Origin of the sequence: Streptomyces sp. NPDC046985, assembly GCF_040644415.1 — a bacterium.
Taxonomy (GTDB): domain Bacteria; phylum Actinomycetota; class Actinomycetes; order Streptomycetales; family Streptomycetaceae; genus Streptomyces.
In genome coordinates, this window is record NZ_JBEYWK010000015.1 from 168089 (window position 1) to 192640 (window position 24552).

Below are 24552 nucleotides of genomic sequence, written 5' to 3' on the forward strand. Positions count from 1 at the left end.
CCGCGCACGTACGGGACGCCGGACGGCGGCTCTGGGCGCGGGCGCCCGGCGCGCACCCGGTCCGCGCCCATGCGCTCCGTTTCCGATCAGCCACGGCGTAGGGTCGACGGGACGGCCGACGGTCGACGGAAGGGGACAGCCACCATGGCCCAGGAAGTGCGCGGCGTGATCGCACCCGGGAAGGACGAGCCGGTGCGGGTCGAGACGATCGTCGTGCCGGACCCGGGGCCCGGCGAGGCCGTGGTCCAGGTCCAGGCCTGCGGCGTCTGCCACACCGACCTGCACTACAAACAGGGCGGCATCAACGACGAGTTCCCCTTCCTGCTCGGCCACGAGGCCGCCGGCGTCGTGGAGTCGGTGGGCGAGGGCGTCACCGACGTCGCGCCCGGCGACTTCGTCGTCCTCAACTGGCGTGCCGTGTGCGGCGCCTGCCGCGCCTGTCTGCGCGGGCGCCCCTGGTACTGCTTCGACACCCACAACGCCCGCCAGCGGATGACGCTCACCGACGGCGCCGAACTCTCGCCGGCTCTCGGCATCGGCGCCTTCGCCGAGAAGACGCTGGTGGCGGCCGGGCAGTGCACCAAGGTCGACCCCGCCGTCTCCCCGGCCGTCGCCGGGCTGCTCGGCTGCGGCGTGATGGCGGGCCTCGGCGCGGCGATCAACACCGGCGGCGTCGGACGCGGCGACTCGGTCGCCGTCATCGGCTGCGGCGGCGTCGGCGACGCGGCGATCGCCGGGGCGCACCTGGCGGGCGCGGCGAAGATCATCGCCGTCGACATCGATGACCGTAAGCTCGCCACCGCCCGCGAGATGGGCGCCACGCACACCGTCAACTCCCGCGAGAAGGACCCGGTCGAGGCCGTCCGCGAGCTGACCGGCGGATTCGGCGCCGACGTGGTCGTCGACGCGGTCGGCCGCCCGGAGACCTACCGCCAGGCCTTCTACGCCCGCGACCTGGCCGGAACCGTCGTCCTGGTCGGCGTCCCCACGCCCGAGATGAAGCTCGAACTGCCGCTGCTGGACGTCTTCGGGCGCGGCGGCGCGCTCAAGTCGAGCTGGTACGGCGACTGCCTGCCCTCCCGCGACTTCCCGATGCTCGTCGACCTGCACCTGCAAGGCCGCCTGCCGCTGGACAAGTTCGTCAGCTCGACCATCCAACTAGACGAGGTCGAGAAGGCGTTCGAGCGGATGCAGCAGGGCGACGTGCTGCGCTCGGTGGTGGTGTTCTGATGGCCGCCCGCATCGAACGCCTTGTCACCTCCGGTCAGTTCACGCTCGACGGGGGCTCCTGGGACGTCGACAACAACGTGTGGATCGTCGGCGACGACCACGAGGCCGTCGTCATCGACGCGGCCCACGACGCCGAGGCCGTCGCCGCCGCGGTGGGCGACCGCCGACTGACCGCCATCGTGTGCACCCACGCCCACAACGACCACGTGAACGCCGCGCCGGCGCTCGCGGACCTCACCGGCGCGAGCATCTGGCTGCACCCCGACGACCTGCCGCTGTGGCGGATGACCCACCCGGACCGGGAGCCGGACGAGCACTTGGCGGACGGCCAGGTGATCGAGGCGGCCGGCGCCGACCTGAAGGTCCTCCACACGCCCGGCCACGCGCCCGGCGGGGTGTGCCTGCACGATCCGGGGCTGGGCGTCGTCTTCACCGGCGACACCCTGTTCCAGGGCGGCCCGGGGGCCACCGGCCGCTCCTACTCGCACTTCCCGACGATCGTCGACTCGATCCGCGACCGCCTGCTGACGCTGCCGCCCGAGACGAAGGTGCTCACCGGCCACGGCGACCCCACCACGATCGGCGCCGAGGCCCCGCACCTCGACGAGTGGATCGCCCGCGGGCACTGAACTCCGCCCGCGGACGCGTTTCCACGGCGCGGACGCGTTCCACGGCGCGTACCTGCCCTACGACGCGGGCGGCCCGTACGACGCGCACCGCCCGTACGCCGCGGGCGGACAGCACGAGACGACGAGCGGGGCCGCACCGGCCGAAGACGGCCCGTGCGCCCCGCAGCCGCGCAGCGCCGCAGCCCCGCCGCGGCCCTCCTCGCCTCCCACGACGCGGCCTGGATCACCGGTGCCGCCCGGGTCGTCGCCGCCGCTTTGGCCGTGGTCGGCGGTCTCACTGCGCTCAACACCGGCTGCCTCATGGCCCTTCGAACGCCCGGACGGCCCCGTTCGTCCTCCTGTGCGGCCGTGCGACGCCGAATGTCTCCTTTTCGGACTTTCCCGAGACGCGTCACAACCGCTGCGCCCCCTCGGCCGTCTAAGGCTTCGAGCGCGCGACCGCGCCCGGACACCGTGGGGGAGAGGGGACCATGATGAGACACATAGGCGGACGAGGGGCCGTCGTCCTCGGCGTCACCGGACTGGTGGCGCCGCTCACGCTCGCGCTGGGCGCCGCGCCGGCGCAGGCGGCGAGCTGCACGACGCGGACCGGCCCCTATCAGAAGCAGGCGGAGAAGTTCCTCGGGCGCCCGGTCGACGGACGCCAGTCGGCCGCCGACTGCTCGGCGATCCGCAACTTCCAGACCACGCACGGCGTCACGCCCGCCATCGGCTACGCCGGACCCGTCACCTGGGGCGTGATGGATCTCGTGAGCCGCCAGCGAGCCGTGGGGAACAAGCCGAACAGGGACGGCAAGTGCCCCACCAACAAAGGCCGTATCGCCTGCGTCAACCTGACGCTGCAACTGAGCTGGATACAGGACGGCGGCAGGCTGGTGTACGGCCCGGTTCCGGTGCGCACCGGCCGCGACGGCTACGAGACCCGCACCGGTCTGAAGAGGATCTACTGGCGTGATCTGCACCACGTCTCGAACCTGTACGACGTCCCGATGCCGTACAGCCAGTTCTTCGACGGCGGCGAGGCGTTCCACTCGGTCGCCCTGAGCATGTGGAACCCGCCGGGCTCCCATGGCTGCGTCAACATGACCAGCAAGGACGCCCAGCGGTACTGGTCGCTGCTGAAGACGGGCGACGACGTCTTCGTGTACGGCCGTAAGCCCGGAACCTGAGACAGGTCAAGGGGGTTGAGCGGGACGACGTGATGAGCGACACGGTCCGATATGCCCGCATCGGTCGTACTTACTCACGACGCCTTCACGCCGGTCGGCCTATGCTTCACAGCATGTCCACCACTGTTGAAGCCGCTTCCGAGCGATCGGCCGCGGAGGTCAACGAGGAGATCCGGGCGCTGTGGCGCCGGTCGGGCGGGACACTGACCACCGAGCAGCGCGAGGAGTACCAGCGCCTCGTCCTGGAGTGGGCCGCGGCCGCCCCGCAGGCGGACCAAGCCGCTTAGCCCGCGTCTGCCCCCTCCCGCCGGACGGGAAGGGGCGGCCACGGTCCAGCCCGCTCCAGGCCCGCCGCCTTCCGGCCCGTCGTCCTCCGGCCGGGCATCGCCGTCTCCCCTCGAACCGGCCTCCTCTCCCACCGGCCTCCCCTCCCAGCGGCCCCCCGCCGTCCGCCACGGCGTCGCAGACTCCTCCGCGCGGCGGGACGCCCCCGGCGCGCGGACCGCCGTGCGCTGCCCGGCTCGGGGCGCCCGGACCGCCTCGGCCCGGTCGTCAGCCCCCGCCGGGGCCCGTTCGTCGTCAGCCCCACATCGACGCGTGGTGCCGACGGAACGCCCGCCGGTCCTGTTCGGTGCGGATCCACCGGGTGGCCACCAGCGCGATCAGACTCCCCCCGATCACCAGCAGCCCGGGACCGATGTTCGCCGGGTTGGACAGGCGGGCGAGCAGGGTCCTCGCGGTCGTGGCGCCCGTCACGGCCGCCGACGCCCCGGGCGAGGCGCCTGCGGGCGTCCCGGCGCCGCCTGCGGGCGCCCCCGAGGACCCGCCCGTGGGGGCGGCCCCCTGGGCGGCGCCCCGCCGCGGCGTCGTCACGATCAGCTTCACGCCCAGCGCGGTCAGCGCCTCGGGCGCCGGCTGGAAGAACGTCGTGCCGCCCGTCGTGCAGTCGCCGCTGCCGCCCGAGGTCACGCCCAACGCGATCCCCTCCGAGAACAGCGGGCCCCCGCTGTCGCCCGGCTCCGCGCACACGGTGGTCTGGATCAGCCCGGTGACGGTGCCCTCGGGATAGTTCACCGTGGCGTTCAGGCCGGTCACCTCGCCCTCGTGCAGCCCGCTGGTGCTGCCGCTGCGGAACACCCGCTGCCCCACGGCCGCCTCGCCCGCGCCGGTGATCCGCACACCGTTGCCCCCGCCGATCGCCACCACGTCGGCGCCCTGCCCGGCCCGCCCGGAGTCGTAGCGCACCAGCGAGAAGTCATGGCCCGGGAAGCTGCTGCCGGCCGTGCGCCCCAGTCGCCCGCCGCCCTGACCCTCCGCGAACCAGATGCTCCCGGTGGGCCCGCAGTGCCCGGCGGTGAGGATGAAGTCGGTGCGCCCGTCGGTGACGTTGAAACCGGCCGAGCAGCGTCCGCCGGTCGACAGGATGGGCTGCGCCCCGTTGAGACGCGTGGTGAACCGGCCCGGCGTGCGCTGCATGCGCACGAACGCGCCGATGCCGTGGGCGACGCGGCTCATCCGGGTCCAGTCCGCTGCGGAGACGCCGCCGTCCGCCTCGACCGTGACCCGGTTGGTGCGGTAGTCCGTCACCCACGCCGTGCCGGGCACCCGGGGGGCCGCGCGCAGGGCGGCCGCGGCCGATCTCAGCTCGTCCATGCTGTGCCGCACGGTCTTCGCCTCCGCGCCCGCCCGGCGCACCGCGTCCGCCGCCTTCGCGTCGGTGACGGCGACCACCGCGCGCCCGTCGGCGCCGATCCAACTGCCCGCCGTGCGCGCCGTCCCGAGCCGGTCCACCAGATCGGCGCCGGTCGCGGCGGCCCGCACGGCCGGCGACTCGGCCGGGCCGCGCGGGGCGGCCTCGCCCGCCATCGCCCCCTGCGCGATCATCGCCGTGCCCAGGAGGAGTCCCGCCACGGCCGTCAGCCGCGTCGCCCGCCGGACGGCCCGTCCTCGCGCGTGCCTCATGGATGGCTCCCGAACAACCGACACACCGTCCCAACACCCCGCATCCGCACGGACCTCGTAGCCCTCACCGTCCATACGCTCCGCGGCGCCAAGGTGTTCAGCGCCCTATCGTGTGCCCATGGCCAGGATCCCGCACGACCCGTCCGGCGAACCCGATCCCCTCGGCGTCCTCACCCTCGACGACCTGCGCCGCCGTACGAGCATGAAGTGGCGCACCCACCCCGCCGACGTCCTTCCGCTGTGGGTGGCCGAGATGGACGTGCCGGTCGCCGAACCGGTGGTGCGCGCGGTCACCGACGCCCTCGCCCTCGGGGACACCGGCTACCCGGCGGGCTCCGCCTACGCCGAGGCGCTCGCCGCCTTCGCCGCGGAGCGCTGGGGCTGGGACGGACTCGCCGTCGCGCGCACGGCGCTGGCGCCCGACGTGATGCTGGGCGCCGTCGAGATGCTCAAGCTGGTGACCGGACCGGGGGACCCCGTGGTGGTCAGCTCGCCGGTGTATCCGCCGTTCTTCCAGTTCATCGAGCACATGGACCGGCAGGTCGTCGAGGCGCCGCTCGGCGCGGACCTGCGTCTGGACCCGGACGCGCTGGAGGAGGCGTTCGGGCGGGCCGCCGCGCGCGGCGGGCGGGCCGCCTATCTGCTGTGCAGCCCGCAGAACCCGACCGGCACCGTGCACACCGCGGACGAACTCGCCGCGCTGGCCGCCCTCGCCGACCGGTACGGGGTGCGGGTCGTCGCCGACGAGATCCACGCGCCGGTGCTCGCCGCGGACGCGGAGTTCACGCCGTATCTCAGTGTGCCGGGCGCGGAGAACGGGCTGTCGCTGATGTCGGCGAGCAAGGGCTGGAACCTGCCCGGTCTGAAGGCCGCCGTGGCGATCGCCGGTCCCGCGGCCGCCGCCGACCTGGCCCGGATGCCCGAGGAGGTCGGCCACGGCGCGAGCCATCTCGGCGTCATCGCGCACACCGCGGCGCTGCGCGAGGGCGGTCGCTGGCTGGACGCGCTGCTGGCCGGCCTGGACCGCAACCGCCTGTTGCTGGCCGACCTGCTGGCGGCGCGGCTTCCGGCCGTCGCCCACCGCCCCGGCCGGGCCACCTGTCTGGCCTGGTTGGACTGCCGCGGCCTCGGCCTGGGCGACGACCCGGCGCAGGTCTTCCTCGACCGGGGGCGGGTCGCCCTGAACTCCGGTCTGCCGTTCGGGGCGGGTGGCGCTGGACACGTGCGCCTGAATTTGGGAACCTCACCAGACGTGATCACGGAGGCGGTGCGGCGGATGACGGCAGCGGTCGGATGAGCGGCGGCGAAGCCCAGGCGGAGCGCCTGGGAGCGGGCAAGTACCTGCTGGTGACCAGCTTCCGCCGGAACGGCACGCCGGTCGCCACCCCGGTGTGGGTGGTGCGCGACGGCGACGCGCTCGGGGTGTGGACGTCCGCCGACTCCTGGAAGGTGAAGCGGATCCGCAACCGCGCCGACGTCCTGGTGGGCCCCTGCGATGTGCGCGGCAACCCGACCGGGGACCAGGTCGCGGCGACCGCGGAGATCTGCGACCAGGCCGCCACCGCACGCTACCGCGACCTGATCGCCCGCAAGTACGGTCTGATCGGCCGCCTCACCCTGCTCGGCAGCCGGCTGCGCCGGGGAACCGGGGGGACCGTCGGCATCCGGGTGACCCTCACCCCCGGGCGCTGACCGCGCGCCTCCCCGGCGCGGCCGGGGACGGTCCCGCCGGTGAAGCCGGGGTGAAACGTGCGTGTCCCGGTGAGCGATCCGCGCGGTGGCGCTCCGCCGGGTCCCGGTCCGGGCTAGGCTGCGGGCGCCGCGAACCGGACGGGCGCCGCGCAGGCGACGGAAGCCGCGGAGAGTGCGACCGGCGCCGGCGTACGGAGCGGGCGCCGCGCTGAGGCGACGGCGCCGCAGGACACGGCAGGCGCCGCGGATGTGACGGAGCTGGTGGGGTGAAGGCGTTCTCGGCCCGGTGCCGGACGGTCGGCGGTTGGCTCGTCCGAAGGGCGGGATGGTGCCTGGCCGCCTCCCTGGCCCTCTACGCGCTCACCCTCGCCCTGCACCCGCCGCACCCGCTCGACCTGCGCGTCTACCGCGAGGCGTCGCCGCACGTGCTCTCCGGCGGCCTCTACGACTACGCCGTGCACACCGGTCCGCCGATCCCGGTGCTGCCGTTCACCTACCCGCCGTTCGCCGCGCTGCTGTTCCTGCCGCTGGCGCCCCTGCCGTGGGCGGTGCTGGTCGGGCTCTGGCAGGCCCTCTCGGTGGCGGCCCTCCTGGTCGTCACCGCCTGCGCGCTGCGCCTGCTGGCCCCGGACTCCGGACCCCGGACGCGTGAACTGGCCATGCTCTGGGCCGCGGCCGCCCTGTGGCTGGAACCGGTGCGGCACACCCTGGACCAGGGGCAGATCAACCTGCTGCTGGCCGCGCTCGTCCTCGGCGGTCTGACGCTCACCCGGGCCGCGGCGGGCCGGGGCGCCGCCGTAGGACTCGCCGCGTCGGTGAAGCTGACCCCGGCCGTCGCCGGGCTGTACCTGCTGGCGACCCGGCAGTGGCGGGCCGCGCTGTGGGCGCTGGCCACCGGCGCCGCGACCGTGCTGGTGGGCTGGTGGGTCGCGCCGGGGGCGTCGGTGCGCTACTGGACGGGGCTCGTGACGGACACCCGCCGGGTCGGTCCGGCGTGGACGGTGCGCAACCAGTCCCTGCGCGGCGCGCTCACCCGGCTGATCGGCCCCGACGTCACCGGCGCCGCCCTGTGGTGGGCGGTGCTCGCCCTGGTCACCGTCGCGGCGGTCTGCGCGCTGGTGCGCTGCGCGCGGCGGGAGGACCGGCTCGGCCTGCTCGTCACCGTGGAGCTGTACGCGCTGCTGGTGTGCCCCATCTCCTGGAGCCATCACTGGGTCTGGTGCGTGCCCGCCATGATCTGGCTCGCCCACGGCCCCGGACGCCGGCGCCCGCTCGACCGGGCCGTCCTCGCCGTGTGGGCCCTCGTCACCGTCACCCGCCTGGTGCCGCGCCTGGTCAGCGTGGAGGACCGGCTGAGCCGCCCGACGCCGTATCCGGCGCTGCTCGCCTGGCCGGGGACCGTCTACGCCGTCTGCGCGGTGCTCACCTTCCTCGCCCTGGCGGCCGGTTCCGCGCCGGACGAGGACGAGATCCCCGCTCCCGAACCGATGCGGCGGCGGGCGCGCTCGGACAAGGACAGCTCCGTCTCCGCCTGACGCACTGTGCGCGGGGCGTCGGCTACCCGTGCGTGCCGATGGCGTCCGCCCTGGCGAGACGTCAGGTCCACGCGCCGAAGGTCTCGTCGAGCAGGTGGAAGACCGGCTCGCCGCGCACCGGGTCCTCGGCGGTGGACAGCCGCACCCGGTCGCCGCCGTGGACGCCGATCAGCGGGCCCGTCACCCGGCCGCGCACGACGAAGCCCTCGGCCATCTCGATCAGCGAGACGTTGCGCGCGGAGGGGGTGTTGCGGTGCACCACCGTGGCATGCCGGACGGTGCCGGCGCCCTCGCTGCGCTCGGTCCGCAGCTCGCTGCCCCGGCACGCCGGACACAGCAGCCGGTGGTACACGGCCGTCCCGCACCAGGTGCAGCGCTGGAAGTACAGGGTCTCCGCGTCGCGCGCCGCCGGATCCAGCAGGCCGGTGGCGCCGCCGGTCCCCGACGGAGCGTTTCCTGAACGGTGGTACACGCTGGTCAACTCCCTGCGCTCGGCCGGAATCCGCAGCGCGCTCGATGCGCGCACGCCGGTGCGCGGGGCGCTGTGCCGCCGTGCACGGCGTCAGCGTATGGCACTGAGTGCCATGAGTAAAGGCACTGAGTACCATTCATGGCGACTGAGTGCGCCCGGACCGCAGTAGCCTGGCCCCCGCTCGCCGCCCGGTCCCCAGGAGTCCCGTATGCCGCCCGCCCGCCACCGCCTCCTCTACGTCACCGACCTGGCCTACCCGGCCCGCGGGCGCCGCTACGGCGACGAGGACGTCCGGCTCACCGCCCGCCTCCGCGACGACTTCGACCTGGCCCTGTGTCACCCCCGGGACGCGGCGGCCCTCATGGACGGCTTCGACGCCGTCGTCGTGCGCAACAGCGGTCCCGTCCTCGGCTACCGCGACGCCTACGAGGACTTCCGCGCCCGCGCGGGGGAGCGCGGCGTCAGGGTCTACAACCCGCTCACGGGCCGCGGCGACATGGCGGGCAAGCAGTACCTCCTCGACCTGAGCGCCGCCGGGCGCCCGGTGATCCCCACCGTCGACCGGCCCGAAGACCTGCACCGCCTCCCCGACGCGCAGGCGTACGTCGTCAAACCCAGGCTGGGCGCCGACTCGATGGGGCTGCGCGTCGTCGGGGCCGACGCGCTGCCCGGCCTCCTCGACGGCGACGTCCTCGCCCAGCCGCGCGTCGACTTCGTGCACGAGATCTCGTTCTACTTCGTCGACCACGACCTCCAGTACGCCCTCTACGCGCCCGATCCGGAACGGCGCTGGGAGCTGCGCCCGTACCAGCACACCGCCGAGGACCGGGAGTTCGCCCAGGGGTTCGTCGACTGGAACGGCCTCGCGCACGGCATCCAGCGGGTCGACGCGTGCCGCGCGCCCGACGGCGCCCTGCTGCTGGTCGAGTTGGAGGACCTCAACCCCTACCTGTCCCTGGACGCGCTCGACGCATCGGCGCAAGACGCCTTCGTCGCCGCGATGAAGGACTCCCTGCGGGCCTTCCTCGCCGCCGCGCACCGGCCCGACGCGCCCGGTGACGTGCCCGATGGCGCGCCCGGCGACGGGAGCGGCGGCGCGACGCGGCGGTGAGAGGCCGCGCCGACGCCCAGGGGTGCGCTCCGGGCGCGCGTCAGCGACTGCCGGCGCGCCCCTGGAGCGCGCCGGTCACCGCGCGGACGCTGCGGGCGATGTGCTGGAGGTGCAGCAGTTCCGCCGCGTAGAGCTTGATGGAGTGCTCGATGACCGACTCCGGGACGCCCAGCCGGGGGAGGTCGCAGCGCGCCGTCTGCAGAGCGGTGCGCGCCACCCGGATCTCCTGCTGGACCTGGATCTGCGCGTGCCGCGCCAGCAGGACGGGATGGCGGACCAGCACGGGGTAGTCGCCGTAGCGCGCGGGCACCAGCTCGCGCAGCCACCTGGCCGCCGAGCGCTCCCAGTCGTGACTTCCCGGGGCCTTGACCTGGCGGGGCCAGTCGGGACCGGTGCGCGTGGACGTCACAGGCATGGGCATCGCTTCCGGAGGGCGGCCTCGTGGAGGACGGTTCGACGAGGGGGGCGGCTCCGGCCAGGGGAGGGCCGGAGCCGCCGCGCGGGCGTGAGCCCGGCCGTGGCCGACCGGACGCCCAGTGGCTCACGCCCGGAGTACGCCGGGTGCGATCCGTGAGCAGTATTTATATATGTCATCCGGTTTGCAAGACGTATGAAAACATTCAGCTACGGCCGGTCAGTCCCGAAGGAAGAACTGGTGCTGGTCGGCGACCTGTTCGTACTCCTCCAGGCGGGCCTGCGTGCGCTCGGGGTCGGCGTCGGCCATGGCCTGGAGCAGCGCCGCGCACATCACCTTGGGCGCCGCGTAGGAGTCGAAGACCAGGCGGGAGCCGGTGCCGGTGGCGAAGGCGACGTCGGCCTCGTCGGCCACCGCGCCGAGGGCCAGGTCGGTGACCAGGGCCACCTTGAGACCGGCGCCGCGGGCGACCCGCACGGCGGTCAGCGTCTCCTGCGCGTGCCGGGGCATGGAGAAGGCCAGCACCCAGGCGCCGCCGGCCTCACGTGACTGGAGCAGGGCGTCGTAGGCGACGCTCCCGCCGAGGGTGACCAGCCGGACGTCGGGGTGGATGCGCCGCGCCGCGTAGGCGAAGTACTCGGCGAGCGAGGCCGAGATGCGCAGGCCCAGCACCGTCAGCGGGGCCGAGCGCGACAGCTCCCGGCCCACCGCGATCACCCGGTCGGGATCGGCGAAGTCGCGGCGCAGGTTCTCCAGGTTGCCGATCTCCGCGTCGACCGCCGCCTGTAGCGCGTTGCCCCGGTCCTCCTCGGCCGCGCCCGGCCCGCCCGCGAGCGTCCGCAGCGCGATGGACTGGAGCTTCTCGCGCAGCGCCGGGTAGCCGCTGAAGCCGACCGCGCCGGCGAACCGCGTCACCGACGGCTGGCTGACGCCGACCCGGTCCGCCAGCTCGGTGATCGGCAGGAACGCCGCCTCGGCGATGTTCTCGATCAGGTACTGGGCGATGCGGCGCTGCCCGGGAGACAGCCGGGGCCCGTCGAAGAGCGCTCTGAGCTGGGACGCGGGCGCGGCCTCCGCCTGCGGCGCGGTCTTTCCCGAGGCGATCGCGGACGCCTGCGCGCGAGCCTGCTGCGGCGATGGCGTCTCGGCGGCTGCATTCTCTCCCACAGGAGTTCAACCTAGCTCACTCACCGTCATGAGCAGGGCCGCCGGAAGACAGACCGGGCCGCTCACGGATACCAGCGCGTCGCGCGGGCACCCGCGACACCGGAGAGGAGAACGCCCATCGGTTCGCCCGGGTCCGGCCCGGCGCCCCGACGACTTCGAGGAGACGTGACACGTGAGCGCACTGACCGAGCTGGAACGGGCCCTGGAGAACCGGTGGAAGGCGCTGCGCACGCGGATCGCCCGCCGTGATCCCGTCGAACTCCTCGACGCCCTGCACCGCGAGTGCGACGCGAACGCCGTCGTGTGCAGCCAGCGGCGGATCATGGTGCCCAACGCCTACGACGTCGAGCTGGCCGAGTCCGTGCACGACGAACTGACGCGCCGCGGCAGCCATGTGGGCCAGGCGCTCACCGACAGCCTGGCCCGGCACGCCGAACGCCACGGGTACGAGTGGGCGGGCCCGCTCACCGTGCACGTCACCCGGTCCGGCCAGGTGCCCAACGGCCGCTACCGCGTCGTCGGCCGCGTCATGCCGCACGTGAGCGCCCAGGCGTTCCGGACCCCGGCCTGAGTCACCGGCTCACCGGCGGTACAGGGTGATCGAGTGACCGACCTCGTCGATCGGGCGGCTGGACGCGATCAGCGCCGCCAGCCGCCCCCTCGCCTTCGCGGCGGCCGAGTCGGACACCGCCAGCAGCCCGCGCACCCGCTCGGGCGGCGCCGCGCGCGGATCGGCGGCGCGGATGCCGTAGAAGGACGGCACGCCGCTGCCCTTGTAGACGAGCCAGACCCGCTCGCGCGGATAGCGCGTGCGCAGCCTGGTCGCCAGTCGGCCCAGATCCTGGCCCCAGTCCACGTTCGCGTCGTGCAGGCGCAGATGCGTCCGCGCCGGGCCGCCGAACGCCTCGTTGGAATAGGGCAGGTAGTAGGGGAAAGCGCGCACCGAACTCACCGCCGCGAACGCGGCCAGCGCCGCCAGGGCGCCGGCCGCGCGCCGCTCGCGGCGTCCGAGGAGACCGCGCAGGGCGCCGAGCGCCCCGGCGGCGACGGCCAGGAACATGGGCAGGAACAGCGCGTACCGGGTGCCGAAGTCCCGCGCGGAGTGCATGGCCGCGGCCAGCAGCACCGCGGGCGGCGCCAGCACGTACGGCGCCGCCGGACGCAGCCGCCGCACCGCGACCAAGGCGACGGCCCCGGCGCCCCACAGGGCGAGCGCGCCGAGCGGCGTCTTCACCAGCAGCGCGACCGGCAGGTAGTACCAGCGCGCCCCGGTGTAGACGTGCCCGAACAGGAACCCCTGCCAGGGCAGGTTCTCCAGCCCGAACTGCATCCGCATCCCGTCGCGGTACGCCCGCGGGAACGGCAGCGCGTCGACCAGCGCCGCCCGCGCTCCGTGCAGGGCGGGCGCGGGCGCCCGGTAGGACCGGCGCAGCCGCGGGTCGACGGCCAGGTAGGAGGCCCAGACGACAGCGGTCGCCGCCGCGCACGCGACGGACGCCCACCCGGCGCCCGCGGCGAGGGTCCGGACCCGCGCGGCGCGGCCGGGGCCGGGACGGCGGCTCGCCCACACGGAGACCAGGACGAGGGCCGACACCACCGGGAGCACGGGCAGTGCGCTCATCTTGGTCGCGGCCGCCGCGCCCGCCGCCGCCCCGGCCAGCGGCGCGTACACCCCGGGCCGTCGCCGGGCCCGCCACAGCAGCCAGGCCGAGGTCAGCGCGAAACCCGCGGCCGGCGCGTCCAGCGTGGCCAGCGAGCCGTGCGCGAGGAGGTCCGGCGAGAAGGAGTACAGGACCAGGGCCGTGAGACCGCCCGCCGCTCCCGCCAGTTCCCGGGCGAAGGCGAACGCCGCCAGGGCGAACAGCAGCGTCAGCGCGATCACCGGCAGCCGCGCCCACAGCATCAGCCGCCAGGGGTCGTTGCCCGACTCGTACAGCAAGTGCCGTCCCAGACGGCCCTGGTCGCCGGTGAACGACGCGTCGAAGCGGGGACCGGCCGCCGCCACCCCGGCCGCGATCACCAGCTTGCCGAGCGGCGGGTGCTCGGGGTTGTAGGCGAGGCGGTGCTCGTGCAGGTAGTCGGCCGCCGTGCCCACGTAGACCGGCTCGTCGATGGTCGGGGTCTCCCCGGCCGCCGAGACGACCATGGCCGCGGCCATCTGCGCCAGCAGCAGCACCACGGCGAACGAGACCAGCCACCGCCGACGCCGCCGCAGGAGAACCCGCCAGCGCGACCGTTCGCGCACGGCCTCCGGCGAGAGCGCCGCGGACCCGGCGGCAGGCCCGCCGGGGCCCGCGGGCACGCTGGAGGCGCGGGGCTTCCCGGCGCCTGCGGGGAGTTCGTCGGGGCCTACGGCCACGCTGGCGACGTGGGGCTCCTGGGAGCCTGTTGGCAGGTTGGAGGCGTGGGGCTTCTCGGCGCCCGTAGGCGCGTGGGAGGCAGGGGGCTCTCCGGAGCCTGGGGGGAGTTCGCCGGGGCCTGCGGCCACGCTGGCGACGTGGGGCTCCTGGGAGCCTGCTGGCAGGTTGGATGCGTGGGGCTTCTCGGCGCCCGTAGGCGCGTGGGAGGCAGGGGGCTCTCCGGAGCCTAGGGGGAGTTCGTCGGGGCCTGCGGCCACGCTGGCGACGTGGGGCTCCTGGGAGCCTGTTGGCAGGTTGGATGCGTGGGGCTTCTCGGCGCCCGTAGGCGCGTGGGAGGCAGGGGGCTCTCCGGAGCCTGCGGGGAGTTCGCCGGGGTCCGCGGGCACGCTGGAGGCGGGGGACTCGCCGCGGTCTGCCGGCCCGTTGGAGGCGGCCGGCTTCCCGGCGCCCGCGGGCACGCCCGAAGCGGCGGGCTCGTCGCGGGCGGTGGACGGTCCGGGCGCCGCGACCGTGTGCCGCTCGTGTGCCGTCATCCCTCGCGCCACCGCTCCAGCCGTCGTCCTGGCGCCGCAGGCCGCGGCGGCGGCCTTCCGCCGCACTCACCGATACGGCCCGAGGCGGTCCGGGGTTCAGTCCAGGGCCGACACCCGCACCACCAGGTCCGCGCGGTCCCGGGTGCGGGTCACCAGGTCGGCGTTGCGCTGATCGGTTCCCAGCACCCAGGCGACCGCCTCCGCGGGCGCCTTGCCGAACTCCTCGTGCCGGGCGACCAGACGGCGCACCCGCTCGGTCTCGTCCAGCTCGCAGAACCACACCTCGTCCAGCTCGGGCCGCACCCGCGCCCATGGTCCGGCGCCGAGCAGCAGGTAGTTGCCCTCCGTCACCACCAGCCGGGCGGACGGCGGCACCGGGATCGCGCCCGCCAACGGCTGCTCCAGCGTCCGTTCGAATCCGGGCGCGTACACCGTCTCGCCGCCGTCCGCCGCCGCGTACTCCGCCCGCAGCCGGTGCAGCAGGGCTGCGTAGCCCGCCGCGTCGAAGGTGTCCGGCGCGCCCTTGCGGTCCCGGCGGCCCAGGCGCTGGAGTTCGGCGTCGGCGAGGTGGAAGCCGTCCATCGGGACGTGCGCGACCCAGGGAGCGCCCGCGCCGTTCAGCGCCCGGGTCAGCCGCGCGGCGAGCGTCGACTTGCCCGCGCCGGGGCTGCCCGCGATGCCGAGGATCGCGCGGGCGCCGGGGCGGACCAAAGACCGGGCCCGGACGAGGAGGTCGTCGAAGGAAGGCGGCACGCGGCCCAGTCTGTCACCCGCCCGGCCGCGTGCGCCTGCCCGCCCGGGGCGGCCGAAGGTCGGAAAATCACGGGAAACAAGCCTGTTGTGGCACGTGACACCCGGTCAACGGGGCGAAGTGGGGAAGGGTGGCTGTATGACAGAGCTCGGTCTGCCCCAGACAATTCTTGCCTGCCTCTTCGACCTCGACGGCGTCGTCACCAAGACGGCCGTGGTGCACGCCGCCGCCTGGAAGGAGACGTTCGACGCGTTCCTGCGCGAGCGGGACGGCGCCGGCTACCGCCCGTTCGACGCGGTCGCCGACTACGACGAGTACGTCGACGGGCGGCCCCGCGCCGACGGGGTGCGCAGCTTCCTCGCCTCCCGGAACATCGACCTGCCCGAGGGCGCCCCCGAGGACCCGCCGGACGCGCAGACGGTCAACGGGGTCGGCAACCGCAAGAACGAACTCGTGCTGGAGAAGATCCGCACCGAGGGCGTGCAGGCGTACGACGGCACCCTGCGCTACATCGACGCCGTGCGGGACCGGGGACTGAAGACCGCGATCGTCTCCTCCAGCGCCAACACCCTCGACGTGCTGTGCTCGATCGACGCCGAACGCCTCTTCGACGTGCGGATCGACGGCGTGGTCGCCCGCGAGCGGAACCTCCCCGGCAAACCGCACCCGGACACCTTCCTCGCCGCCGCCCGCGACCTCGGCGTCGACGCCGGGCAGGCCGCCGTGTTCGAGGACGCGCTGGCCGGGATGGACGCCGGCCGGGCCGGCCGGTTCGGCTACGTCGTCGGCGTCGACCGGGTGGGCCAGCGCGACGCGCTGCGCGAGCACGGCGCCGACGTCGTCGTCGACGACCTGGCCGACCTGCTCGACGCACGGGGAGGCGCCGCGTGATCACTCACGGGTCGTACGCGGTGGAGCCGTGGACCGTGCGCGAGACCGAGCTCAGCCTGCCCGTGCTGGCCCAGAGCGAGTCGGTGTTCGCCCTGTCCAACGGTCACGTCGGCTGGCGCGGCAACCTCGACGAGGGCGAACCGCACGGGCTGCCCGGCACCTACCTCAACGGGGTGTACGAAGTGCACCCGCTGCCGTACGCGGAAGCCGGATACGGCTACCCCGAGTCGGGCCAGACCGTCATCAACGTCACCAACGGCAAGGTGCTGCGCCTGCTCGTCGACGACGAGCCGTTCGACCTGCGCTACGGGCGGCTCATCTCGCACGAGCGCGTCCTCGACCTGCGCCGCGGGGTGCTGGAGCGGACCTGCGAGTGGACTTCGCCGGCCGGCACCCGGATCCGGGTGCGCGCGACCCGGATGGTCTCCCTGTCCCAGCGGTCCATCGGCGCGGTGGCCTACGAGGTGGAGCCGCTCGACTGCCGGACCCGGGTGGTCATCCAGTCCGAGCTGGTCGCCAACGAGCAGCTTCCGCAGTCCAACGGCGACCCGCGCGCCTCGATGGCGCTCGAGTCGCCGCTGGAGCCGGAGGAGGACTTCGCCTCCGGCAACCGGCTGCGGCTGGTGCACTGCACCCGCAACAGCGGTCTGCGCGTGGCCGTGGCCGCCGACCACGTGGTCTCGGGACCCGAGCGGACCACCACGGGCAGCGAGAGCCACCCGGACCTGGCCCGGCTCACCGTCGCCTCCGTCCTGGAGCCGGGACAGACGCTGCGCGTGGAGAAGATCGTCGCGCACGGCTGGTCCGGGACCCGCTCGCTGCCGGCGATAAGCGATCAGGTGGACGCCGCGCTGGCCGCCGCCGCGCACGGCGGCTGGTCCGGTCTGGTCGACGAACAGCGCGCCTACCTGGACGACTTCTGGGGGCGCGCCGACGTCGAGGTGGACGGCGACGAGGAGATCCAGCAGGCCGTCCGCTTCGCCCTCTTCCACGTGCTCCAGGCGGGCGCGCGGGCCGAGGAGCGGGCCATCCCGGCCAAGGGCCTGACCGGCTCGGGCTACGACGGGCACGCCTTCTGGGACACCGAGATGTTCGTGCTGCCGCTGCTCACCTACACCTCGCCGCAGGCCGTGGCCGAGGCGCTGCGCTGGCGGCACAGCACCCTGCCCGCCGCGCGGGAGCGCGCCGCCCAGCTCGGTCTGCGCGGCGCCGCGTTCCCCTGGCGCACCATCGACGGCCAGGAGGGCTCGGCCTACTGGCCCGCGGGCACCGCCGCCTTCCACGTGAACGCCGACATCGCGCAGGCCGCCGTGCGCTACGCCGCGGCCACCGGCGACGAGCAGTTCGAACGCGAGACCGGCCTGGAACTGCTGGTGGAGACGGCCCGGCTGTGGCGCTCGCTCGGCCACCACGACCACCACGGGGTCTTCCACATCGACGGGGTCACCGGCCCCGACGAGTACAGCGCCATCGCCGACGACAACACGTACACCAACCTGATGGCCCGCGTGAACCTGCGCGCCGCCGCCGAGCTGGTCGAGCGGTATCCGAAGGAGGCCGAACTGCTCGGCGCCGACGACGAGGAGAGCGCGGCCTGGCGGGACGCCGCCGAGGCGATGAACATCCCGTACAACGCCGAGCTGCGGGTGCACGAGCAGAACGCGGGGTTCACCCGCCTCCAGCGCTGGGACTTCGCCGACACCCGGGCCGACCAGTACCCGCTGATGCTGCACTTCCCCTACTTCGACCTCTACCGCAAGCAGGTCGTCAAGCAGGCCGACCTGGTCCTGGCGATGTACGTCTGCGCGGCCGACTTCGACGAGGAGCACGTCGCCCGCAACTTCGCCTACTACGAGCCGCTCACCGTCCGGGACTCCTCGCTGTCGGCGAGCGTGCAGGCGGTGATCGCCGCGCAGGCGGGCCATCTGCGCCTGGCCTACGACTACGCGGCCGAGGCGGCCATGATGGACCTGGAGGACCTGGAGCACAACACGCGCGACGGACTGCACATCGCGTCGCTGGCCGGCACCTGGGTGGCGCTGGTCGCCGGCTTCGGCGGCCTCCGCCGCCGCAGCGACCGGCTGGAGTTCTCGCCGCGCCTGCCGGAGAAGTTCAGCCGGCTCGCCTTCATGCTCCAGTTCCGCGGCCGCCGGATGCGGGTGGAGTTCACCCAGGAGCGCGCCTCCTACACCCTGCTGGACGGACCGGCGCTGACGCTGCACCACCACGGCGAGCCGGTCAGGCTGGAACCGGACGCTCCCACGGTCCTGCCGGTCCCGGCGGTGACGCACCTGCCCGCCCCGGAGCAGCCGCCGCACCGCCAGCCCAACGCCGGCTGACCGCGGCCTGGCCCGGCGGCGCCCGCCGCCGGGTCAGACCGGCCCGCGGCTGAGCAGGTCGCGCAGCGTGCGCTCCTCCTCGACGCTCAGGCCGGTCACGAACCGCCGCAGCGCGGCGATCGGGTCGGGCCCCCGGTCCAGGGCGTCGTGCATGGCCTGCGCGGTCAGTTCGGCCGCGTCCTTCGCGGGCCGGTACGCGCCCCGCCGCCCGTCGGCCTCACGCAGCACCAGGCCCTTGTCGCAGAGCCGCTTCAAAATGGTGTGCACGGTGTTGTAGGCGAGGCCGCCGCCGATCTCAAGCTGGATCTCGACCGGCGTCAGCGGGCGGTCCGTCGACCACAGCGCGGCGAGAACCTCGCCTTCCAGCTCGCCCGAGCTGCGCCTTCGCATCCTGCCGTGAGGCCCTCCACCCGCCATGCCCTCAACCTTACAGCGCGTAGTGATATCCGGATTCCGGCGGTATGCCGTCCGGCGTGACGCCCCGACGCGGGGTAGTTTGTCCCCGTCGCCGCATGCCCCCGTCCGGGGAGTTGGCCGACTCTTCCCGCATGCTTCCCCGCCGCTTACCCGCAGCCTTGCCCGACCCGCGCATTCCTCCCGCAGACTGAGGAGGCAGAAACCCTACAGTGCGTAGGGGTGAGGGGTGGAGATGGCCGACATCACGCACGCCGTGCCCGCCGGGCCCCGACGCGCCGCGGCGGCGCGCGGCCCCGGTCCCGGCCCGCGCGTCCGCGACGGCCTCCCGACCGCGGCCGTGGCCGCCGCCTTCGTCCTGGCCCAACTCCTCCTCGTCCGCCCCGGCATGGGCCTGGGCTGGGACGAGACCGTCTACGTCAGCCAGGTCGGCGTCCGCGCCCCGGCGGCCTACTTCAGCGCGCCGCGCGCTCGCGGCGTCTCGCTGCTCGTCGCCCCCGTGGCGTCCTGGTCGTCGTCCACCCCCCTGCTGCGCTGCTACCTCGCCCTGCTCTCCGGCCTCGCCCTCTACGCGGCCCTGCGGGTGTGGCGCATCCTGTTCCCCGCCCGTGTCCTGGCCCTCGCCGGCGCCCTGTTCGCCTCCCTGTGGGTGACGCTGTTCTACGGCCCGCAGGCCATGCCCAACTACTGGGTCGCCGTCGGCGCCCTCGCCTGCACGGGCTGCTTCCTGCGTGCCGGCGCCGACCGGCACGACCGCGTGGCGCTGTGCGGCCTGACCGGCGCCGCCGCTCTGATGGCGCTGATGCGGCCCATGGACGCGGTCTGGGCGGTGCTCCCGCTCCTGGCCGTCGCCCTGTCACGGCGTCAGGCCAAAGCGGCGGCCGCGCTGCTGGCCGGTCTGGCCGCGGGCTGCGCCGAGTGGGTGATCGAGGCGTACGTCTCCTACGGAGGGCTGCTGCGGCGCCTCGCCGACGGCGCCGCCGACCAAGGGGGACTGGGCCCGCACTTCGCCGTAGTCGACCAACTGCGCAGCCTCGGCGGCACGACTCTGTGCCGCCCCTGCACCGGCGCGCTGCCCAGCCCGCTGGTGACCGCCTGGTGGTTCGTGCTGCCCGCGACGGCGCTGCTCGGCCTCGCCGCCGCCCGCCGCGAACGGCGCGCCGCGCCCTCGCTCACCGCACTGGCCTGCGCCGCCTCGGCCGCGTTCCCGTACCTGTTCCTCATCGGGTACGCGGCCCCCCGCTTCCTGCTCACCGCGTACGCCCTGCTCGCCCTCCCGGCCGCCGACGCCCTGACCGGTCTGGTCGCGGCATGCGCCGGCGTCCGGCGGACCGTGGCCGCGGGCCTGGTCGCCGTGGGACTCGCCGGGCACCTGGCCGTCCAGTACGCCGTCCTCGCCGCCACCGTCGAGCGGACTGCCCGCGACCACCGCGCCTGGGACCGCACCGCCGACGCACTGCACCGTCTCGGGGTGCGCCCGCCCTGCCTGCTCACCGGCGAGGACGCCCTCCCGATCGCCTACTCCGCCGGCTGCGGCTCCGCCGCCACCGACGGACCCAACGCCAACGCCACCCGGGCCGGGATCGAGGACGCCGCACGGCGCGTCCCGGTCGCGGCCCTCACCACCGCCCACGGCGCCCCGCCCGGATACGCCCGCGCCTGGTCACCGCACCGGTCCGGCGACCTGCGACTGTACATCGCGCCCTCGGCGCAGAAGGGCACCGGCCACTGATGACCTCACCGCTCGCGATCTCCCAGCCCGTGATCTCCCACCCCGTGATCTCTGAGGGCGCGGTCTCCCAGGCCGTCGCCTCCCAGCCCGCGCTCTCCCAGGCCGTGGCCTTTTCGTCCGCCGCCGCGCCCGCCGCCGCCGCGTCCGCCGCCTCGGCGGACGCCGCCTCCGCTTCCGCTGCCTTCGCGCCCCCCGGTGCGCCGAAGGCGGCCGTGCCGCCGCCGACCGCCCCCGCCCTCACGTGCCGCCGGACCTGGTGGCCCACCGCGGCCACCCTCGTGGTCCTGCTCTGCGCCGGCTACCTCGGCCGGCGCCACTGGCCGGTGATCGAGAGCGGCGCCGGCAGACTCGCCGCCGCCGACCGGGGCTGGCTGCTGGCCGGAGCGGCCGCCGCCGTCGCCACCTGGGCCTGCTCGGCGCTGGCCCAGCAGGGGGCCGTGACCGAACGCCTGCCCGGGGGCCGGCTCGTGGCCGCGCAGTTCGCCGCGTCGGCCGCCAACCACGTCCTGCCTGCCGGGCTCGGCGCGGGCGCGGTGAACCTGCGCTTCCTGATGCGCCGCGGACTGCCCGCCGGACGCTCGGCCAGCGCCCTCGCGGTCAAGGCCGCCGCGGGCGGCCTCACCCGCGCCGTCCTGATCGCCGTGCTCGCCGCGACCTGCCCCGGCGTGCTGCGCGTGCCGCGGATCCCGGCCGGGGCGGTGACCGCCGCGCTGGCCGCCGCGGTGCTGTGCGCGGCGGTGCTGGCGGCGGCGCGCGGGCCGCTGCGGTCCCGCTGCCGGACGGCGACCGCCGCGGTGCTCACCGACGTGCGGGCCGTGCACGCGCGACCGCACCGGGCCGCCGCCCTGTGGGGCGGCTCGCTCGCCTTCGCCGCCGCGCACTCCCTCGTGGTGATCGCCGTCGCCCAGGCCGTCGGACTGTCCCTGTCCCCGGTCCGCGTCGCCCTGCTCTACCTCGCCGCGAGCAGCGCCGCCGCGCTGCTGCCCACCCCCGGAAACCTGGGCTCCCTGGAGGCGGCGCTCGGCGTCGCCCTCACCGCCGCGGGCGCCCCGGCCGCCACGGCCGCCTCCGCCGTCCTCGGCTACCGCCTGCTGACCGTATGGCTGCCCCTCGTCCCCGGCCTGCTGGTGCTGGGCGCGCTGATCCGCAGACGGGCGGTGTGAGAAGCGCGGCATCCGCGGCCGGGCGCCCGCAGGATTGGAGCGGGCGCCCCGGGATACGCGGATCATGACACCTGGAACCGCCGCGAGGGAGGCACCCGTGAGCACCGACCCGATGGCCGACGACGCCTACCAGCCCACCGGGAGCAACGAGGAGCAGCAGGACGCCGCGCCGCTGGACATGCAGGACGCGGTGGGGGAGCGCACCTACGACGACATGCTGGACGAGGGGTACTCCCCGCCCGAGAAGCCGCTCGGCGCCGAACGCTACGGCACCACCGCCGCCGAGCAGCACGACGGCGAGACCCTCGACCAGCGACTCGCCCAGGAGCAGCCCGACGTGGAGGCCCCGGCGGGCGACGACGTGGGCGACCTGCCCGGCGGCGAGGGCGAGCCGGTCGACGCCGAGGCGGGCGCCGAGCGCGCCGGCCGTCTGGTGGCTCCTGACGAGGGCGCGCGCTCCGACACCACCAAGGAGGAGGTCGCCGAGGACGTCGGCATCGACGCGGGCGCCGCCGGGGCGGAGGAGGCCGCCGTGCACGTCGTCGAGGACGCGGCCCTTCCCGACGACGGCGCCTGAGCCCGGCCGGGCCCGCGCCCGGTCGCGTCCGACGACGCTCGCGTCCGACGATGTCCGGGCCCGAGCGCGCCCGCGCCCGACGGCGTCTGGGGCCGCTCGCGTCCGGGGCGCGCGGTCCCCGGGCCGAGGGAACTCAGCTCAGTCGCCGAGCTGGTCGATCTGCCGCAGCTTGTTGGTCGCGTCCAGCGCGGCGACCTTGTAGGACTCCGCGAGCGTCGGGTAGTTGAACACGGCGTTCACCAGGTAGTCCACGGTGCCGCCGCAGCCCATCACCGTCTGCCCGATGTGGATCAGCTCGGTGGCGCCGGTGCCGAAGCAGTGCACGCCGAGCAGGGTGCGGTCCTCGGGCGAGACGAGCAGCTTGAGCATGCCGTGCGAGTCTCCGATGATCTGACCGCGGGCCAGCTCCCGGTAACGGGACACGCCGACCTCGAACGGCACCCGGTCCTCGGTGAGCTGGTCCTCGGTCCGCCCGATGAAGCTGATCTCCGGAATCGTGTAGATCCCGATCGGCTGAAGGCGGTGCATCTGCCCGACCGGCTCACCGTAGGCGTGGTACGCCGCCGCACGGCCCTGTTCCATGGAGGTGGCCGCGAGCGCCGGGAAGCCGATCACGTCCCCGACCGCGTAGATGTGCGGCACCTCGGTCCGGTAGTGCTCGTCCACCGCGATCCGCCCGCGCGCGTCGGCGGACAGCCCTGCCTTGCCCAGGTCCAGCCCGTCGGTGAGTCCCTGTCGGCCCGCCGAGTACATCACCGCGTCCGCCGGTATCTTCTTGCCGCTCTCCAGCACCGTCAGCGTGCCGTTCTGGCGCCGCTCGACGGCGGCCACCGTCTCGCCGAAGCGGAAGGTGACGGCGAGGTCCCGCAGGTGGTAGCGGAGCGACTCGACGATCTCGACGTCGCACATGTCGAGCATGCCCGCCCGCTTCTCGACCACCGTCACCCGGCTGCCCAGCGCGGCGAACATGCTCGCGTACTCCATGCCGATCACGCCGGCGCCGACGATCACCATCGACCTCGGCACCCGCTCCAGCGCGAGCACGTTGTCGGAGTCCATGATGGTGCGGCCGTCGAACTCCACGCTGTCGGGCCGGGCCGGGCGCGTGCCGCTCGCGATGACGATGTGGTCGGCGGTCAACTGCCGCTCCTCGCCGCTCGCTTCACGCAGCCCGACGGTGTGCTCGTCGACGAAGCGGCCGGTTCCGGCGAACAGGGCGACATGGTTGCGGGAGAGCTGGCTGCGGATGACGTCCACCTCGCGGCCGACCACGTGCCGGGTGCGCGCGGTCAGGTCGGCGACGGTGATGTCCTCCTTCAGGCGGTAGCTCTGCCCGTAGAGGTCGCGCTGGGTGAGGCCGGTGAGGTAGAGCACCGCCTCGCGCAGCGTCTTGGAGGGGATGGTCCCCGTGTGGAGCGAGACCCCGCCGACCATGTCGGGGTCGTCGACGACGGCGACCCGGCGGCCCAGCTTGGCCGCGGCGATGGCGGCCTTCTGGCCGCCCGGTCCGGATCCGATGACGAGCATGTCGAAGTCGGGCACGCTCGGAGTCTGTCAGCACTCGGCCCGCTCGGGAAGAGCGGTAAAGAGAGCGGGAGGGGAACGGCGGACGCCGAGGCGGCCGGTCCCTCACGGGGACGCGCAAAGCGGTCGGGGCCGGGTCCAGCAGGTGGCCTCGGTACCGCCCTGCCGCGCCCTGCCGCGCCCTGCCGCGCGTGGCCGCGCGTGGCCGTACCGTGCACCGCCGTGCCCTGCCTAGCTGTGCCGTTCTCCGCCGTGCCCTGCCAGGCCCCCCCGCCGCATCGGGCCGTGACCCGCCCGTCCGGGGCCACGATCAGCATCGTCGGCCGCCGTCCCGCCGCATCGGGCCGTAACGGCCGGTGGACGAGGCGCCAGTCTGCCGCCTGCGGCTCAGCGAGACGGCCGCCGCGCCGTGCCACCCGGGGGAGCGGCGGGACGGACCGGCGCGCTGCGCGCCGCTCCGTCCCGGGCCCGAGCACGCTCCGGTCCCTTCCCGCCGCCCCGCGCGCCCGGCGCCCACAGGCGGACCCGGGCAGACGCACCCGCGCGCCTAGGGCAGCAGCTTGTCCAGGGCGGCCGGGCCCTCCGTTTCGATCTTGCGCTTGGCCCACTCCAGGTTGCGGGGGGTGATGTCCCGGCCCGCCGCCAGCACGACGTCCTCGGGCGAGACGTCTATGCCGGTGCGGGCGTGGAGCACGTCGTCCGGGGTGCAGCGGTCCTCGGACGAGCGGGATGCTTCGGATTCTGACGTCGACATGTGTCCTCCTCGGGTCCGGCCGGGTCCCTGCCCGGGTCCGGACGGCGCCGTCCGTGCCAGGGACCGGGACCTCCTCCCACCATTGCCCGCCGGGCCGCACCCTGCATCCGGAAACGCCTCGGCGAGCGCCGT

Annotated in this window: 23 protein-coding genes; 14 read left to right on the plus strand and 9 right to left on the minus strand. The window is 74.7% G+C overall.

What is annotated here, in order from left to right:
* Nucleotides 1-144 precede the first annotated feature (144 nt).
* From ABZ861_RS20755 to ABZ861_RS20770, 4 genes are all read left to right on the plus strand, one after another.
* Complete coding sequence (locus ABZ861_RS20755) at nt 145-1230, plus strand: S-(hydroxymethyl)mycothiol dehydrogenase (protein ID WP_361632106.1); 1086 nt, start codon at nt 145-147, stop codon at nt 1228-1230.
* Nucleotides 1230-1859 carry an MBL fold metallo-hydrolase gene (locus ABZ861_RS20760; protein ID WP_361632108.1) on the plus strand — a complete coding sequence of 210 codons (630 nt, stop codon included), beginning with the start codon at nt 1230-1232 and terminating at the stop codon, nt 1857-1859. The genes ABZ861_RS20755 and ABZ861_RS20760 overlap by 1 nt, the downstream gene beginning before the upstream one ends.
* Before the next feature lie 473 nt (nt 1860-2332).
* Nucleotides 2333-3028, plus strand: coding sequence for a L,D-transpeptidase (locus tag ABZ861_RS20765; RefSeq protein WP_361632207.1), 696 nt, complete (start codon nt 2333-2335; stop codon nt 3026-3028).
* Between the two features lie 101 nt (nt 3029-3129).
* Nucleotides 3130-3315: a hypothetical protein gene (locus ABZ861_RS20770; RefSeq protein ID WP_361632110.1), complete on the plus strand. Its 186-nt coding sequence runs from the start codon at nt 3130-3132 to the stop codon at nt 3313-3315.
* A gap of 292 nt (nt 3316-3607) precedes the next feature.
* Here ABZ861_RS20770 and ABZ861_RS20775 read toward each other — a convergent pair whose 3' ends face one another.
* Nucleotides 3608-4990 carry a S1 family peptidase gene (locus ABZ861_RS20775; RefSeq protein WP_361632112.1) on the minus strand — a complete coding sequence of 461 codons (1383 nt, stop codon included), beginning with the start codon at nt 4988-4990 and terminating at the stop codon, nt 3608-3610.
* Between the two features lie 118 nt (nt 4991-5108).
* On the opposite strand from ABZ861_RS20775, the gene ABZ861_RS20780 reads away from it, so the two are divergent.
* From ABZ861_RS20780 to ABZ861_RS20790, 3 genes are all read left to right on the plus strand, one after another.
* The gene (locus ABZ861_RS20780) at nt 5109-6287 is read left to right on the plus strand and encodes an aminotransferase class I/II-fold pyridoxal phosphate-dependent enzyme (protein WP_361632114.1); all 1179 of its coding nucleotides are present in this window, start codon (nt 5109-5111) and stop codon (nt 6285-6287) included.
* Entirely contained in the window at nt 6284-6682 is a 399-nt protein-coding gene (locus ABZ861_RS20785) for a PPOX class F420-dependent oxidoreductase (RefSeq protein WP_361632116.1), read from the plus strand. Before ABZ861_RS20780 ends, ABZ861_RS20785 begins: the two co-directional genes overlap by 4 nt.
* Nucleotides 6683-6948: 266 nt before the next feature.
* Nucleotides 6949-8217, plus strand: a complete 1269-nt coding sequence (locus ABZ861_RS20790) for a glycosyltransferase 87 family protein (RefSeq protein ID WP_361632118.1) — start codon at nt 6949-6951, stop codon at nt 8215-8217.
* Nucleotides 8218-8278: 61 nt separating this feature from the next.
* Here ABZ861_RS20790 and ABZ861_RS20795 read toward each other — a convergent pair whose 3' ends face one another.
* Nucleotides 8279-8689: a zinc ribbon domain-containing protein gene (locus ABZ861_RS20795; RefSeq protein ID WP_361632120.1), complete on the minus strand. Its 411-nt coding sequence runs from the start codon at nt 8687-8689 to the stop codon at nt 8279-8281.
* Nucleotides 8690-8897: 208 nt separating this feature from the next.
* Here ABZ861_RS20795 and ABZ861_RS20800 point away from each other — a divergent pair, with 208 nt between their 5' ends.
* The gene (locus ABZ861_RS20800) at nt 8898-9800 is read left to right on the plus strand and encodes a hypothetical protein (RefSeq protein ID WP_361632122.1); all 903 of its coding nucleotides are present in this window, start codon (nt 8898-8900) and stop codon (nt 9798-9800) included.
* A 40-nt stretch (nt 9801-9840) separates the two neighbouring features.
* On the opposite strand, the gene ABZ861_RS20805 is transcribed toward ABZ861_RS20800, so the two are convergent.
* A complete protein-coding gene (locus ABZ861_RS20805; protein WP_361632124.1) occupies nt 9841-10221 on the minus strand; it encodes a hypothetical protein in 381 nt (126 codons plus the stop codon).
* Nucleotides 10222-10434: 213 nt separating this feature from the next.
* Nucleotides 10435-11382 (minus strand): MurR/RpiR family transcriptional regulator, encoded by a 948-nt coding sequence (locus ABZ861_RS20810; protein ID WP_361632126.1) that lies wholly within the window; start codon nt 11380-11382, stop codon nt 10435-10437.
* Between the two features lie 172 nt (nt 11383-11554).
* Between ABZ861_RS20810 and ABZ861_RS20815 the strand changes: the two genes are divergently transcribed.
* Entirely contained in the window at nt 11555-11953 is a 399-nt protein-coding gene (locus tag ABZ861_RS20815) for a DUF3662 domain-containing protein (RefSeq protein ID WP_361632128.1), read from the plus strand.
* A gap of 9 nt (nt 11954-11962) precedes the next feature.
* On the opposite strand, the gene ABZ861_RS20820 is transcribed toward ABZ861_RS20815, so the two are convergent.
* A complete protein-coding gene (locus tag ABZ861_RS20820; protein ID WP_361632209.1) occupies nt 11963-13540 on the minus strand; it encodes a phospholipid carrier-dependent glycosyltransferase in 1578 nt (525 codons plus the stop codon).
* An 831-nt stretch (nt 13541-14371) separates the two neighbouring features.
* The gene (locus ABZ861_RS20825; protein WP_361632130.1) at nt 14372-15028 is read right to left on the minus strand and encodes a nucleoside/nucleotide kinase family protein; all 657 of its coding nucleotides are present in this window, start codon (nt 15026-15028) and stop codon (nt 14372-14374) included.
* 136 nt (nt 15029-15164) lie between these two features.
* Here ABZ861_RS20825 and ABZ861_RS20830 point away from each other — a divergent pair, with 136 nt between their 5' ends.
* Nucleotides 15165-15917 (plus strand): beta-phosphoglucomutase family hydrolase, encoded by a 753-nt coding sequence (locus ABZ861_RS20830; RefSeq protein WP_361632132.1) that lies wholly within the window; start codon nt 15165-15167, stop codon nt 15915-15917.
* The gene (locus ABZ861_RS20835) at nt 15914-18256 is read left to right on the plus strand and encodes a glycosyl hydrolase family 65 protein (RefSeq protein WP_361632134.1); all 2343 of its coding nucleotides are present in this window, start codon (nt 15914-15916) and stop codon (nt 18254-18256) included. Before ABZ861_RS20830 ends, ABZ861_RS20835 begins: the two co-directional genes overlap by 4 nt.
* A 33-nt stretch (nt 18257-18289) precedes the next feature.
* On the opposite strand, the gene ABZ861_RS20840 is transcribed toward ABZ861_RS20835, so the two are convergent.
* A complete protein-coding gene (locus ABZ861_RS20840) occupies nt 18290-18646 on the minus strand; it encodes a BlaI/MecI/CopY family transcriptional regulator (protein WP_361632136.1) in 357 nt (118 codons plus the stop codon).
* Nucleotides 18647-18905: 259 nt separating this feature from the next.
* Between ABZ861_RS20840 and ABZ861_RS20845 the strand changes: the two genes are divergently transcribed.
* The 3 genes from ABZ861_RS20845 (at nt 18906) to ABZ861_RS20855 (ending at nt 22142) form a co-directional block, all read left to right on the plus strand.
* On the plus strand, nt 18906-20402 hold the full coding sequence (locus ABZ861_RS20845) for a hypothetical protein (RefSeq protein WP_361632138.1): 1497 nt from the start codon (nt 18906-18908) through the stop codon (nt 20400-20402).
* The gene (locus tag ABZ861_RS20850) at nt 20402-21565 is read left to right on the plus strand and encodes a lysylphosphatidylglycerol synthase domain-containing protein (protein ID WP_361632140.1); all 1164 of its coding nucleotides are present in this window, start codon (nt 20402-20404) and stop codon (nt 21563-21565) included. The genes ABZ861_RS20845 and ABZ861_RS20850 overlap by 1 nt, the downstream gene beginning before the upstream one ends.
* Nucleotides 21566-21662: 97 nt before the next feature.
* Complete coding sequence (locus ABZ861_RS20855) at nt 21663-22142, plus strand: DUF5709 domain-containing protein (RefSeq protein ID WP_361632142.1); 480 nt, start codon at nt 21663-21665, stop codon at nt 22140-22142.
* A 138-nt stretch (nt 22143-22280) separates the two neighbouring features.
* Here ABZ861_RS20855 and sthA read toward each other — a convergent pair whose 3' ends face one another.
* Together sthA and ABZ861_RS20865 are read right to left on the minus strand one after the other, a co-directional pair.
* Nucleotides 22281-23684, minus strand: coding sequence for a Si-specific NAD(P)(+) transhydrogenase (gene sthA / locus ABZ861_RS20860; RefSeq protein ID WP_361632144.1), 1404 nt, complete (start codon nt 23682-23684; stop codon nt 22281-22283).
* Between the two features lie 529 nt (nt 23685-24213).
* On the minus strand, nt 24214-24420 hold the full coding sequence (locus ABZ861_RS20865) for a hypothetical protein (protein ID WP_361632146.1): 207 nt from the start codon (nt 24418-24420) through the stop codon (nt 24214-24216).
* Nucleotides 24421-24552 lie beyond the last annotated feature (132 nt).

Excerpts from the sequence above, each read along its gene's own strand:
- ABZ861_RS20775 (WP_361632112.1), bottom strand. The coding sequence starts at position 4,990 with ATGAGGCACGCGCGAGGACGGGCCGTCCGGCGGGCGACGCGGCTGACG.
- ABZ861_RS20785 (WP_361632116.1), top strand. The coding sequence starts at position 6,284 with ATGAGCGGCGGCGAAGCCCAGGCGGAGCGCCTGGGAGCGGGCAAGTAC.
- ABZ861_RS20760 (WP_361632108.1), top strand. The coding sequence starts at position 1,230 with ATGGCCGCCCGCATCGAACGCCTTGTCACCTCCGGTCAGTTCACGCTC.
- ABZ861_RS20770 (WP_361632110.1), top strand. The coding sequence starts at position 3,130 with ATGCTTCACAGCATGTCCACCACTGTTGAAGCCGCTTCCGAGCGATCG.
- ABZ861_RS20755 (WP_361632106.1), top strand. The coding sequence starts at position 145 with ATGGCCCAGGAAGTGCGCGGCGTGATCGCACCCGGGAAGGACGAGCCG.
- ABZ861_RS20865 (WP_361632146.1), bottom strand. The coding sequence starts at position 24,420 with ATGTCGACGTCAGAATCCGAAGCATCCCGCTCGTCCGAGGACCGCTGC.
- ABZ861_RS20845 (WP_361632138.1), top strand. The coding sequence starts at position 18,906 with ATGGCCGACATCACGCACGCCGTGCCCGCCGGGCCCCGACGCGCCGCG.
- ABZ861_RS20820 (WP_361632209.1), bottom strand. The coding sequence starts at position 13,540 with ATGGCCGCGGCCATGGTCGTCTCGGCGGCCGGGGAGACCCCGACCATC.
- ABZ861_RS20830 (WP_361632132.1), top strand. The coding sequence starts at position 15,165 with ATGACAGAGCTCGGTCTGCCCCAGACAATTCTTGCCTGCCTCTTCGAC.
- ABZ861_RS20840 (WP_361632136.1), bottom strand. The coding sequence starts at position 18,646 with ATGCGAAGGCGCAGCTCGGGCGAGCTGGAAGGCGAGGTTCTCGCCGCG.
- ABZ861_RS20765 (WP_361632207.1), top strand. The coding sequence starts at position 2,333 with ATGAGACACATAGGCGGACGAGGGGCCGTCGTCCTCGGCGTCACCGGA.
- ABZ861_RS20800 (WP_361632122.1), top strand. The coding sequence starts at position 8,898 with ATGCCGCCCGCCCGCCACCGCCTCCTCTACGTCACCGACCTGGCCTAC.
- ABZ861_RS20805 (WP_361632124.1), bottom strand. The coding sequence starts at position 10,221 with ATGCCCATGCCTGTGACGTCCACGCGCACCGGTCCCGACTGGCCCCGC.
- ABZ861_RS20850 (WP_361632140.1), top strand. The coding sequence starts at position 20,402 with ATGACCTCACCGCTCGCGATCTCCCAGCCCGTGATCTCCCACCCCGTG.
- ABZ861_RS20780 (WP_361632114.1), top strand. The coding sequence starts at position 5,109 with ATGGCCAGGATCCCGCACGACCCGTCCGGCGAACCCGATCCCCTCGGC.